Source organism: Polaromonas sp. CG_9.11, from assembly GCF_015752225.1.
Classification (GTDB): Bacteria; Pseudomonadota; Gammaproteobacteria; order Burkholderiales; family Burkholderiaceae_C; genus Polaromonas.
The window spans coordinates 21,932-33,224 of the sequence record NZ_JADOVE010000027.1; the positions used below are offsets into that span (position 1 = coordinate 21,932).

At 62.5% G+C, this 11,293-nt stretch carries 14 protein-coding genes; 11 read left to right on the forward strand and 3 right to left on the reverse strand.

Annotation, left to right across the window (positions count from 1 at the left end; translation table 11 throughout):
• Window positions 1-39: 39 nt before the first annotated feature.
• Entirely contained in the window at window positions 40-783 is a 744-nt protein-coding gene (locus IWX85_RS17930) for an RNA polymerase sigma factor FliA (protein ID WP_196870652.1), read from the forward strand.
• Between the two features lie 185 nt (window positions 784-968).
• Here the strand turns inward: IWX85_RS17930 and IWX85_RS17935 are convergent, their stop codons facing one another.
• From IWX85_RS17935 to flgA, 3 genes are all read right to left on the reverse strand, one after another.
• The gene (locus tag IWX85_RS17935) at window positions 969-1,427 is read right to left on the reverse strand and encodes a flagella synthesis protein FlgN (RefSeq protein ID WP_196870653.1); all 459 of its coding nucleotides are present in this window, start codon (window positions 1,425-1,427) and stop codon (window positions 969-971) included.
• Window positions 1,424-1,702: a flagellar biosynthesis anti-sigma factor FlgM gene (gene flgM, locus IWX85_RS17940; protein WP_196870654.1), complete on the reverse strand. Its 279-nt coding sequence runs from the start codon at window positions 1,700-1,702 to the stop codon at window positions 1,424-1,426. The genes IWX85_RS17935 and flgM overlap by 4 nt, the downstream gene beginning before the upstream one ends.
• Before the next feature lie 94 nt (window positions 1,703-1,796).
• Complete coding sequence (gene flgA / locus IWX85_RS17945) at window positions 1,797-2,522, reverse strand: flagellar basal body P-ring formation chaperone FlgA (protein WP_196870655.1); 726 nt, start codon at window positions 2,520-2,522, stop codon at window positions 1,797-1,799.
• Window positions 2,523-2,841: 319 nt separating this feature from the next.
• Here flgA and flgB point away from each other — a divergent pair, with 319 nt between their 5' ends.
• The 10 genes from flgB to IWX85_RS17995 all read left to right on the forward strand — a co-directional run.
• Window positions 2,842-3,249: a flagellar basal body rod protein FlgB gene (gene flgB, locus IWX85_RS17950; RefSeq protein ID WP_196870656.1), complete on the forward strand. Its 408-nt coding sequence runs from the start codon at window positions 2,842-2,844 to the stop codon at window positions 3,247-3,249.
• A gap of 16 nt (window positions 3,250-3,265) precedes the next feature.
• Window positions 3,266-3,682 (forward strand): flagellar basal body rod protein FlgC, encoded by a 417-nt coding sequence (flgC, locus tag IWX85_RS17955; RefSeq protein ID WP_196870657.1) that lies wholly within the window; start codon window positions 3,266-3,268, stop codon window positions 3,680-3,682.
• A gap of 52 nt (window positions 3,683-3,734) precedes the next feature.
• Window positions 3,735-4,403, forward strand: a complete 669-nt coding sequence (locus IWX85_RS17960; RefSeq protein ID WP_196870658.1) for a flagellar hook assembly protein FlgD — start codon at window positions 3,735-3,737, stop codon at window positions 4,401-4,403.
• A gap of 55 nt (window positions 4,404-4,458) precedes the next feature.
• On the forward strand, window positions 4,459-5,694 hold the full coding sequence (gene flgE, locus IWX85_RS17965) for a flagellar hook protein FlgE (RefSeq protein ID WP_196870659.1): 1,236 nt from the start codon (window positions 4,459-4,461) through the stop codon (window positions 5,692-5,694).
• Between the two features lie 18 nt (window positions 5,695-5,712).
• Complete coding sequence (locus IWX85_RS17970) at window positions 5,713-6,456, forward strand: flagellar basal body rod protein FlgF (RefSeq protein ID WP_196870660.1); 744 nt, start codon at window positions 5,713-5,715, stop codon at window positions 6,454-6,456.
• Between the two features lie 70 nt (window positions 6,457-6,526).
• On the forward strand, window positions 6,527-7,309 hold the full coding sequence (flgG, locus tag IWX85_RS17975) for a flagellar basal-body rod protein FlgG (protein WP_036805119.1): 783 nt from the start codon (window positions 6,527-6,529) through the stop codon (window positions 7,307-7,309).
• Between the two features lie 9 nt (window positions 7,310-7,318).
• Window positions 7,319-8,008, forward strand: a complete 690-nt coding sequence (locus IWX85_RS17980) for a flagellar basal body L-ring protein FlgH (RefSeq protein WP_196870661.1) — start codon at window positions 7,319-7,321, stop codon at window positions 8,006-8,008.
• 2 nt (window positions 8,009-8,010) lie between these two features.
• Entirely contained in the window at window positions 8,011-9,165 is a 1,155-nt protein-coding gene (locus tag IWX85_RS17985) for a flagellar basal body P-ring protein FlgI (RefSeq protein WP_196870662.1), read from the forward strand.
• 9 nt (window positions 9,166-9,174) lie between these two features.
• Entirely contained in the window at window positions 9,175-10,176 is a 1,002-nt protein-coding gene (flgJ, locus tag IWX85_RS17990) for a flagellar assembly peptidoglycan hydrolase FlgJ (RefSeq protein ID WP_196870663.1), read from the forward strand.
• Between the two features lie 227 nt (window positions 10,177-10,403).
• Window positions 10,404-11,293 (forward strand): MCP four helix bundle domain-containing protein (locus tag IWX85_RS17995; RefSeq protein WP_196870664.1); only part of this gene is annotated, 890 nt, incomplete at its 3' end.

Here is an 11,293-nt window from a genome sequence, read left to right on the forward strand (position 1 = left end):
ACTCTTACAAGATTGTCAGAAATGCAGGACTCTTCCTCAATGTACACATGCCAGGGAAAAATCGACCCCTCCGGCACCACTGGCATGTTGACCCAATATGCTCCCCTGGTACGGCGCCTGGCCTTGCAGCTGATTTCCAGGCTGCCGGCCAACGTGGACCTGGACGACCTGATCCAGGCCGGCATGATCGGCCTGCTTGATGCATCGAGCCGTTACCAGGACGACCAGGGCGCCAAGTTTGAAACCTATGCCGGCCAGCGCATCCGGGGCGCCATGCTCGATGAACTGCGGGCCAACGACTGGGTGTCGCGCGGCTTGCGGCAAACTTCGCGCAGCGTGTCCAAGGCCATCCAGTCACAGGAACAAAAGCGCGGACGGCATCCCACCGAGGGCGAGATTGCCGAAGAGCTGCAGCTGCCTTTGCCAGCCTACCAGAGCCTGCTTCAGGAAATCCAGGGCTGCCAGCTGGTGTATTACGAGGACTTTGACCGCAACGATCAGGAAAACACCTTCATTGACCAGCACTGCGGCAGCAAGCACGACGGGGGTGCGCAAACCGGCGACCCCCTGGCCAGGCTGCTGGAAAACGGCCTGCGCCAGCGCCTGATCGAGGCGATCGACGCCGTGCCCGAGCGCGAGCGCCTGCTCCTGAGCCTGTATTACGAGGAAGAACTCAATCTGCGTGAAATTGGCGCCGTCATGGAAGTCAGCGAGTCCCGGGTGTGCCAGCTGCACAGCCAAGTGATCAGCCGCCTGCGCGGCCTGCTCGCCAAGTCAGCCTAGCGGCCAGCCGGTCCAGGGGCCGGCGTGCCATCGTCCGCCAGGCCACTGCAACGCTAGGCTGAAAATTCAATTTGCTATGAATTAAATAGCTGATGACGAAGGTGCTGCCTGCGCAAAAGCCATATTTCTCTTGAAAACGGCCGCAAAGGCTTGCCCGATAACGACAGGCGTGCGTTCAAGCCGCTTCAGCCTGTGGCCAGGTGGTTGCCGCTTGCCGTTCCGCTGTAATGCGATCCGTCCGGTCCGTACAGTGGCCTGCCGGCTGACTTCAGGAAGTTGATCGATTGCCGGGTGAAGTCAAGATGGGTGTGGATCATGACGCCGTTGGCATGGTTGCGCTCGTGCGCCTGGGCTGCACTCGACTGCAAATGGCGCCAGGCGTCCTGCAGCAAAGGTCCGCCAGCGGCGGTGGCCGCTTCGGCGCCGCTGCGGTCGGCCCGGAAGCCCAGCGCCATCTGTTCGTTTTCCCGATGGCGCGTCAGGGTGGCGATCCGGTCGGCCAGCTGCGACTTGCGCTCGGCCAGGTGCGCAAGGTCCATGAAACGGCCTTGCGTCATGGCGTCGGCTTCCTGGTTCAGCAGGACAACGAATTCGTCAACCGCGCCATGCTCAAGTGTCAGGCGTTGCAACAGTGAAGTGCTCATGAGGGGTTCTTTGCAATCAGCTCGCGAACGCTGGTGATCAGGCCATCGGCGATTTTGGCAGTGTCGACCTGATAGCGGCCGGTACGGATGCTTTCGCGGATTTCAGCCACGCGCCCAGCATCAAAATCGCCGGTCGTTGAGGGCAGTTTTGCCTGGCTGGCGACGGCAGTCGCTTGGGCGGCGGAGGCACCGGCCACGGCGCTGCTTTTCCCGGGCGCCAAGGTCTGCGCAGGCGCCCCGGCTTTTAAAAGGGGGGTATTTTGATTGATTTTCATGATTTTTTCCTCAGGCACTTACCGGCATAACGGCAGTTTGCCCGGAAACTTGAGGCGGCCCGATGAAAAATTCTTTGTCAAATCTTTCATGGCATCAGTTGCCGCGCTCGACGATGCCATCGGCACCCAGCGTGCCGGTGAGCAGTTGACCGCCCTGCATTCTGACCTGGACCAACGCGCCAGCAGCGGCAGCGGCCATGGCCTTGCCTTCAGTACTCACCACGAAACCCGGGCCCCGGGACACCACCTTGAGGGTCTGTCCGTGCTGCACCAGTAAAACACCGCGCAGCTGTTCGCGCCTGACCGGCGCGCCCGCAGCGATTCGGTGGCGCGCCACCTGGCCCTCCAGCTGGCTTGAATCGACAACCACGCTGGCAGGCAGCGTGGTCAGGTCTGCTTCCCGAGCGACCGTGTCCCCGGGGGCCAGGGCTTGACCGGCTTCAATCTGCCGTGCCGCAGCCTGGTAAGTGCCCATCACCGCAATGCGTGCCTGGACATAGCGGGTCCAGCGCGGGGCGGCATTGCAGCGCAGCCCGACGGAAACACGCCCGCGCAACTGCGCGCCACCGGGCAGGAAGGCTTCGAGCGCATCGCACGGCGGCAGGCTGCCTGACAGCGGCGCGTCGATGCTGATCTGCACCTTGCCGGGCAAGCCGGCCGTCTGGCCAGCCAGGAACTGTTCGATCACCGGGCGCGCGTAGCCTGACAGCGGCAGCGGCGGGGCGCCATGTGCGGCCGGGGTCAGCACGGCCAGCGCCAGCAATGCGGCAAGAATGCCCGCAAGCGGCCCCGGCAGCGTCTGGCAGATCGGCTTGTTCATGAATTCCTTTTAATTGGCAACCACTTAGGCGGCACCAGGCGCTGCCAGGCAGGCAACGGCAGAGCGGCTGAGCAGGGTCCATCTTAAGAAAAAACGGGTTTTCCAACCGGTTGAACTGCTTTGAAAACCTGACCCTGTTCGCCTGATTGAAGCGCATGGCGCCGCCCGGGCCGCATGCCCCCGACAGTGCGGGGAAAGGTGAACTGGAGCTCGAAAACCCATCTGTTCAGTTGATTGCATTGCAAGGGGTTTTCTTACAATTATTTTCAATCCAGGCGTCCGGACGGCCAGGCAAATCACTTGATGGAGGGAGACAAAAATGATCGACAAGCTGGACTCTGCGCTGCGCTTTCACCAAGAGGCACTCAACCTGCGGGCGCGGCGGCAGGAAGTCCTGTCGGCCAATATTGCCCATGCCGACACGCCCAACTACAAGGCGCGTGACTTTGAATTCAGCGCCACCTTGTCGCAAGCGGTCGAGCGCGGCCGTCAGTCCGCGTCAACCTTGATGGCGACCACGTCGCCCTCCCATATCGCCGGCGAGTCCCAGGGCGGCGGCGATGCAGACCTGCTTTACCGCATGCCAACCCAGTCCAGCATCGATGGCAACACGGTCGAAATGGACGCAGAGCGGGTCAGCTTCGCCGACAACGCGATGCGTTACGAAGCCAACCTGACGGTGCTGACAGCCAAGATCAAGTCGCTGCTGTCAGCGGTCCAGTCCTAAGAAACCGAAGCATCGCATGCCGTATTCCAACAGCTCCGTCGGTATTTTCCAGATTGCCGCCTCGGCCATGGCCGCGCAGTCCCAGCGCATGAACACCACCGCCAGCAACCTGGCCAATGCCGACAGCGTTTCCGGCCCGAACGGCCAGCCTTACCGTGCGCGCCAGGTGGTCTTCGAGATGGCGCCGGCCAATGGCCAGGGCATCGGCGGCGTGCGCGTGGCGCGCGTGGTCGAAGATCTGTCGCCCTTGCGCCTGCAGCACGATCCGAAAAATCCGCTGGCCAACGCCGCAGGCTATGTCGCCATGCCCAATGTCAACGTGGTCGAGGAGATGGTCAACATGATCTCGGCGTCACGCTCCTACCAGGCCAATGTCGAAGTGCTCAACACCGCCAAAACCATGATGCTCAAGACACTGACCATTGGCCAGTAAGCGTCGCCACCGCCTTTCATCTTCCCAAATTCCAGTTGCAGGAAAAGCCGCCATGTCCCTCGATTCCATCAATGCCGCCACCAGCGCCAGCGCTGCGCTGAGCGCGCCGGCCGTGTCCGCCGGTTCGGGCAGCGACAGCGAGCAGCGCTTTCTCAAGCTGCTGGTCACGCAGCTGAACAACCAGGACCCGCTCAACCCGCTGGACAACGCCCAGCTGACCTCGCAACTGGCGCAGATGAGCACGGTCAGCGGCATTGAAAAACTCAACAGCGCATTTGCTGCCATGCTGGCGCAAAGCGGCGCCAGCCAGGTGCTGCAATCGGCCTCGCTGATCGGCCATACCGTGCTGGTGCCCGGCGCCGGGCTGACGCTGAAAAAAGGCGAGCCAACACCGTTTGCGGTCGAGATGGCGCAGGCCGCCGACTCGGTCAAGGTGAGCATCACCAATGCCGCTGGTGCCACCGTTCGCAGTTTTGACCTGGGCGCGCTGCCCCAAGGCGTCAAGTCATTGTCCTGGGATGGCCTTGGCGACGCGGGAGCCGCGCTGGCAGAAGGTTCCTACACCGTCAATGTTGTGGCCGCCACTGGCGATGCAAAGGTCGGGGCCAGCACGCTCACTTATGCAGGCGTTGCCAGTGTGTCGCAAGGCCCCACTGGCGTAGCACTGGAACTGGCGTCGGGCGCCAAGGCAACGCTCGCCGATGTGCGCCTGATTCTCTGAATCGCCCGGTACGGCAAGTCTTTATCCCGCAAGCAATTTAAAACAAGGAATTACCATGGGTTTCGCACAAGGTGTCAGCGGGCTGAATGCCTCGGCCAGCAATCTCGATGTCATCGGCAACAACATTGCCAATTCGGGAACCATCGGCTTTAAATCCGGCAGCGTCCAGTTTTCGGATGTTTATGCCGGCTCCCGGGTCGGACTGGGCGCCGAAGTGGCGGGTGTTTCGCAGAACTTCTCGTCCGGGGCGGTGCAAACCAGTTCCCGGGCGCTGGACGTGGCGATCACCAACGGCGACGGACTGTTCCGCCTTGCCAGCCCGAGCGGCGAAGTCGCTTACTCGCGCAACGGCCAGTTCAACATGGACAAGAGCGGTTTCATCGTCAATGCCGGCGGTTATCGGCTAACCGGCTATCCGGTGGGTGCCAACGGCGCCACCGCCGGCGCCAGCCCGACCCCGCTGCAGTTGCCGACGTCGGCCATGGCGCCCAAATCGACCGAGAAGGTTGCCGCCCAGTTCAACCTCGATTCACGCAGCGTGACGCCAACGGCCGTGTTCGATGCCACCAATTCGAACAGCTACAACTATGCCAATGCGGTCACGGTGTTCGACTCGCTGGGAAACTCCCATGAACTGGCCACATTTTTTGTCAAGGCCAAGGCCGATGCAGCCGCCTCGCCTGCGGTGGCGGAAAACACCTGGAACGTCTTCGGCGCAGCGGACGGCACGGTGGTCAACGGCGGCGCCAGAATCTCCACCCTGACCTTTGACGACAGGGGCGCGATGAATCCGCCGAACCAGCAGATGACAGTAGCAGGACTTGATTTCGCGAATGGTTCGAGCACCATGGACGTGACAGTCGACGTGACCGGCACCACCCAGTTCGGCAATGCCAACGAGGTCAACAAGCTGACGCAAGACGGCTACACCTCGGGGGTTCTGAGCTCGTTTTCGATTGAGCAAAATGGCACCATCACCGGAAAATATTCCAACGAGCAGACCCAGTCGCTGGGCAAGGTCGTCCTGTCGTCGTTCATGAACCCGAACGGGCTGAAGTCCCTGGGCGGCAACTTGTGGACGGAAACGGCTGCCTCGGGCGGGCCGTTGACCGGCTCGCCGGGCGACGGCACCAAGCTCGGCGCGCTGACATCGGGCGCGGTGGAGGCGTCCAACGTTGACCTGACCGCCGAACTGGTCAACCTGATCATTGCCCAGCGCACCTACCAGGCCAATGCCCAGACGGTGAAGACCCAGGACCAGGTGCTCCAGACGCTGGTCAACCTGCGCTGATAGGACTAGGGGAACACCATGGACCGGATGATCTACGTGGGCATGAGCGGTGCCAAGCAGGCGATGGAGCAGCAGGCTTCGGTCGCCAACAACATGGCGAATGTCTCGACGCCCGGCTTTCGCGCCCAGGTCAACAACTTTCGCGCCGTGCCGGTGGTCGGCCAGGAGGCGGCCACGCGCGCCATGGTGGTCGCCTCGACGCCCGGCGCGGACATGCGCAGTGGTCCCATGACGCAGACCGGCCGCGCGCTGGACGTGGCTGTGCGCGGCGACGGCTGGCTGACGGTGCAGATGCCTGACGGCAGCGAAGCCTATACCCGCGTGGGCAGCCTGCAGGTCAGTGCCGAGGGCCAGTTGATGACCATGGACGCACGGCCGGTTTCCGGCGGGACGGGATCGCTGGTGGTGCCGCCGGGCGCGGCATTGATGATCACTGGCGAGGGCATGGTGAGCGCGCTCGGCCCCGGCGGGCCGGCAACAGGCGCGGCCGAAGTCGGGCGCCTGAAACTGGTCAACCCGCCGGCGGGCGACCTGGTGCGCGGCGACGACGGGCTGTTCCGCATGCGTCCTGGAACAGCGCCAGCCGAGGCCGACCCGGCCGTTCGCCTGCTGACGGGAACGCTTGAAGGCAGCAACGTCAATCCGGTCGAGGTCATGGTGGACATGATCGCCAACGCCCGCCGCTTTGAAATGCAGATGAAAACCCTGCAAACCGCTGAAAGCAACGACCAGCAGGCCAACAAGCTGCTGTCCAACAGCTAGGCCGCGCGCCCTGGCCATTTTCCTTCTTGACTGACAACCGCCGGCCCAGGCCGATGCACAGGATTCCCCCATGATTCGCTCTCTTTCCATTGCCAAGACCGGTCTGGACGCCCAGCAGACCCAGCTCGACGTCGTGGCCAACAACCTGGCCAACGTCGGCACCACCGGTTTCAAGCGCAGCCGCGCCGTGTTCGAAGACCTGATGTACCAGAACCTGCGCCAGAGCGGCGGCCAGACATCGGACCAGACGCGCATGCCTTCGGGTCTGCAACTGGGCACCGGCGTGCGTGTGGTCGCCACCGAACGCATCCACACCCAGGGGAATTCGACCAAGACGGAAAACCAGAAGGACGTGATGATCAACGGCGACGGATTTTTCCAGGTCCTGATGCCCGATGGCACGGCCGCTTACACCCGCGACGGCTCCTTCCAGACCGACCAGAACGGCCAGCTCGTGACCGCCAGCGGCTATCCGGTGCAACCGGCCATCACGCTGCCGCCCAACGCCGCCAGCATGACGATAGGCCGCGATGGCACGGTGTCGGTGGTTCAGGCCGGCAGCGCCGCAAGCGTGCAGATCGGCCAGATCCAGCTGGCAACGTTCCTGAACGCCACCGGCCTGCAAAGCAGCGGCGAAAACCTGTATGTTGAAACCGATGCATCGGGCGGCGCCAACCAGACGGCGCCCGGCCAGAACGGCGCGGGCACGCTGGCCCAGGGGTATGTCGAATCGTCCAACGTCAATGTGGTGGAAGAACTCGTCAACATGATCCAGACACAGCGCGCCTACGAGATCAACAGCAAGGCCGTGAAGACATCCGACGAGATGCTGGCCCGCCTGTCGCAACTTTAAAAGTCCGACATGCCGAAAATTCACCGTTTCATCGGCAGCCTGCTGGCAGCGGCCGGCCTGCTGCTTGGCGGCTGCGCGCAACTCCCGCGCGAGCCGCTGGTGCAGCAGCCCATGAGCGCCCGTGCCGACCTCCAGGTGCGCCCCGCCGGACCGGCGAACGGCTCGATCTACCGCACCGGCTTTGGCACCCAGGCCCTGTTCGAAGACCGGCGGCCACGGCATATCGGCGACATCCTGACCATTGTGGTGAGCGAAAACATCAACGCCAGCAAGAACTCGGGCGCCGAAGCCAGCCGCAGCGGCAGCGCCAGCACGGTGCTGGGGATGGTTCCCAAGCTGATCAGCGGTCTGATATCAGGTGACCTGGATGCCATTGCCAGCGGCAAGAACACCATGAGCGCCAAGGGCGGTGCCAATTCAAAGAACACCTTCAATGGCGTGATCACGGTCACGGTGGTGGAAGTGCTGATCAACGGTAACTTGTTGGTCAGCGGAGAAAAGCAGATGCTGATCAACCAGGGCACCGAATTCATCCGCTTCTCGGGCGTGGTCAATCCGCGCACCGTCAGCGCCAACAACACCGTGCCCTCGACGCTGGTGGCCGACGCGCGCATCGAATACAGCGCCAAGGGCTACATCGACGAGGCGCAGACCATGGGCTGGCTGCAGCGCGCCTTCCTCAACGTGCTGCCTTTCTGATCATGCAAAACCACCTGACTCCTTACGCGCAAGCTGGCCGCAAGCTGGGCGCCGCGTTCCTGCTTTGCATGAAGCTGTGCCTGCTGGCCAGCCTCGCGATCGCCCTGCCGTCAAAAGCGGAGCGGCTCAAGGACCTGGCCAGCATCCAGGGCGTGCGCGACAACCCGCTGATTGGCTACGGCCTGATGGTCGGCCTTGACGGCAGCGGCGACCAGACCATGCAGACGCCCTTCACCACGCAGAGCCTGAACAACATGCTCGGGCAGCTCGGCATCACCGTGCCGGCGGGCACCAACATGCAGCTGAAAAACGTTGCGGCCGTCATGGTCACGGCCACGCTGCCGCCGTTTGCGCGGCCCGGACAGACCATTGACATCACCGTTTCATCGCTGGGCAATGCCAAGAGCCTGCGCGGCGGCACCCTGCTCATGACACCGCTCAAGGGCGCGGACGGGCAGGTCTATGCGCTGGCGCAGGGCAACATGGTGGTGGGCGGCGCGGGCGCATCGGCCAACGGCAGCAAGGTGCAGATCAACCAGCTGGGGTCCGGCCGGATTCCAGCGGGCGCGATTGTCGAGCGCGGCGTCGATTCCCCTCTGGGCGAAGGCGGCATCTTGACTCTCGAACTGCACAGCAGCGATTTCGGCACCGCGCAGATGGCCATGGAGGCCATCAACCGCAGCTTCGGCCCCGGCACCGCGGCGGCGCTCGATGCCCGGGTGATCCAGGTCACCGCGCCGGCCCGGCCCGAGGAGCGGGTCGGTTTCCTGGCGCGCCTGCAGAACCTCGACGTTTCGCCGGCGCAGGCGGTGGCCAAGGTCGTCATCAACGCCCGTACCGGCTCGGTGGTGATGAACCAGAACGTCAGGCTCAACGACTGCGCCGTGGCGCATGGCAATTTATCGGTGGTGATCAATACCGAGCCGGTCATCAGCCAGCCCAACCCGCTTTCAGGCGGCGCCACCGTGGCTGCGCAGAAGTCGCAGATCGAAATCACCCAGGCGGGTGGTGCGCTGCAGGTGGTGCGCGGCGGTGCGTCGCTGGCCGACGTGATCAAGGGGCTGAACACCCTGGGCGCGAACCCGCAGGACCTGGTGTCGATTTTGCAGGCCATGAAGGCCGCCGGCGCCTTGCGCGCCGAACTGGAAATTATCTAAGGCAAGTATATGAACAGCGCTGGCATTTCCAACCTGAGCCTGCCCGGTGCTTCCGCCAGTGGCGTGCTCGACCAACGGCTGTCACTGGATGTCCAGGGTGTCGACGCCTTGCGGCGCACCGTTCGCAGCTCGCCGCAGGAGGGCATGAAACAGGCTTCCAAGCAGTTCGAAGTGATGTTCATGCAGATGATGCTCAAAAGTATGCGCGACGCCACGCCGTCGGAAGGCATGTTCAGCAGTTCGCAGGAAAAAACCTACACCTCGATGCTCGACCAGCAGTTGTCGCAAAACCTTTCCGGTCGGGGCCTGGGGCTGGCCGAAGCGATGTTCACCCAGCTGAGCCGCACGATGGGCAACGACTCGCCTGAACTGGCGCCTCCTTCCAGTGGCAGCGGCCAGTTGCAGGGCGCCAGGCCTCCAGGCATGCCCCTGGTGCCGAATGCATTAAACCTGCCTTCCATGGCACCGATGGCAACGCCGGCATTGACCCGGGCGCCAGACCTTTCGTTCTACGAAAAGGCGACCGCCCAGGCGACGATGAGCCGCAGCGTCCTGCCACAGGCGCATGTCGAGCAATTCGTTTCCCGCATGCTTCCTGCCGCACAGCGGGCCAGCCAGGCCAGCGGCGTACCTGCGCAGCTGATCATGGCGCAGGCGGCGCTCGAATCGGGCTGGGGCAAGCGCGAGATTCGTGCGGAAGACGGAAAAACCAGCTTCAACGTGTTTGGCATCAAGGCCGACAAGAACTGGAAAGGCCCGGTAGTGGAAGCAACGACCACTGAGTATGTCAATGGAACAGCCCAGAAAACCCAAGCCAGCTTTCGTGCCTATGGCTCCTACGAGGAATCGTTTGTCGACTATGCGCGGTTCCTGACCAGCAATCCGCGTTATGCCAACGTGCTGGCGACGCCGGATCCTGCAGAAGCGGCGCACGGCTTGCAGCGCGCCGGCTATGCCACCGATCCGAATTACGGGGGAAAACTGGTTCGCATCATGGAGCAGATGAGCTAGCCCTCTGTGTGTTGGCCACCCAACAAATAATTGGCATCAAATATGCCTCTGGCGCATGTCTGGTATGACTAAGCAGCTATGAATTAAATAGTAAATAAACCGTCTCGCGCCGTGCGCGCATTGACGGAAGGTCAGGGAGATGTCGCTCGGGTTCGCAACAGGCCAATCCGTGTTTTTGTGAATTTGCTGGAATTTAATTTTTTCAGCTAGTCAACTTTTAAAACGTTATGAATATCAAGAATCTGAGAATTGGGAGCCGCCTGGCTCTGGGCTTTGGCGTGGTGCTGCTGTTGTTGAGCATTATTTCCGGTCTCGGCATCTGGGGCCTTCAGGAAGTGGGCAGCGCCGCAGATGCGATGGCCAAACGCGCCCTGGTCAAGGAGCGGATTGCCGCCGAATGGCTGGTGGCCACCAGCACCAACAGCATCCGGACCTTTGCGCTGGTCAAGAGCACCGATGCCGCAGACCAGCAGTATTTCCAGAAGGGCATTGCCCAGACCAGTCTGGGAATTACCGAGAATTCCAAAAAGCTGTTCGACCTGCTGGACACGGCAGAAGAAAAAGCCCTGTTTGAAGAGGGTGTCGCAAAACGCGCAGCCTACGTCGGCTTGCGCACCAGCATCATGAAACTGAAGGCCGAGGGCCAGAATGCGGAGGTTGCCCAGCTGACCGAAGAAAAACTGGTGCCGGCATTGAGTGCCTACGATGCCAGCATCAAAAACATGCTGCTTCACCAAAAGACCACGATTGACCAGACGGTCATGGCCATCAATGCCTTGTACCGTTCCGGCCAGTTCAGCGTGCTGGTGCTTGCCGCGATGGCCCTGGGATTGGGCGCCTTTCTGTCCTGGCGGCTGACCCGCGGCATCACCCTTCCCCTGAGCGAGGCCCTTCTGGTGGCCAAAACTGTCGCCGCCGGTGACCTGACCAGCCGGATTGAAGTCACCAGCAAAGACGAAACCGGCCAGCTGATGCAAGCCCTGAAGGACATGAACGACAGCCTGTCCCGGGTGGTTGGCGAAGTCCGCCAGGGCACCGACACGATCGCCACGGCTTCCAGCCAGATTGCCGCAGGCAACCAGGACCTGTCCTCGCGCACCGAGCAGCAAGCCAGCTC

Excerpts from the sequence above, each read along its gene's own strand:
- IWX85_RS17930 (WP_196870652.1), top strand. The coding sequence starts at position 40 with ATGTACACATGCCAGGGAAAAATCGACCCCTCCGGCACCACTGGCATG.
- IWX85_RS17935 (WP_196870653.1), bottom strand. The coding sequence starts at position 1,427 with ATGAGCACTTCACTGTTGCAACGCCTGACACTTGAGCATGGCGCGGTT.
- flgM (WP_196870654.1), bottom strand. The coding sequence starts at position 1,702 with ATGAAAATCAATCAAAATACCCCCCTTTTAAAAGCCGGGGCGCCTGCG.
- flgA (WP_196870655.1), bottom strand. The coding sequence starts at position 2,522 with ATGAACAAGCCGATCTGCCAGACGCTGCCGGGGCCGCTTGCGGGCATT.
- flgB (WP_196870656.1), top strand. The coding sequence starts at position 2,842 with ATGATCGACAAGCTGGACTCTGCGCTGCGCTTTCACCAAGAGGCACTC.
- flgC (WP_196870657.1), top strand. The coding sequence starts at position 3,266 with ATGCCGTATTCCAACAGCTCCGTCGGTATTTTCCAGATTGCCGCCTCG.
- IWX85_RS17960 (WP_196870658.1), top strand. The coding sequence starts at position 3,735 with ATGTCCCTCGATTCCATCAATGCCGCCACCAGCGCCAGCGCTGCGCTG.
- flgE (WP_196870659.1), top strand. The coding sequence starts at position 4,459 with ATGGGTTTCGCACAAGGTGTCAGCGGGCTGAATGCCTCGGCCAGCAAT.
- IWX85_RS17970 (WP_196870660.1), top strand. The coding sequence starts at position 5,713 with ATGGACCGGATGATCTACGTGGGCATGAGCGGTGCCAAGCAGGCGATG.
- flgG (WP_036805119.1), top strand. The coding sequence starts at position 6,527 with ATGATTCGCTCTCTTTCCATTGCCAAGACCGGTCTGGACGCCCAGCAG.
- IWX85_RS17980 (WP_196870661.1), top strand. The coding sequence starts at position 7,319 with ATGCCGAAAATTCACCGTTTCATCGGCAGCCTGCTGGCAGCGGCCGGC.
- IWX85_RS17985 (WP_196870662.1), top strand. The coding sequence starts at position 8,011 with ATGCAAAACCACCTGACTCCTTACGCGCAAGCTGGCCGCAAGCTGGGC.
- flgJ (WP_196870663.1), top strand. The coding sequence starts at position 9,175 with ATGAACAGCGCTGGCATTTCCAACCTGAGCCTGCCCGGTGCTTCCGCC.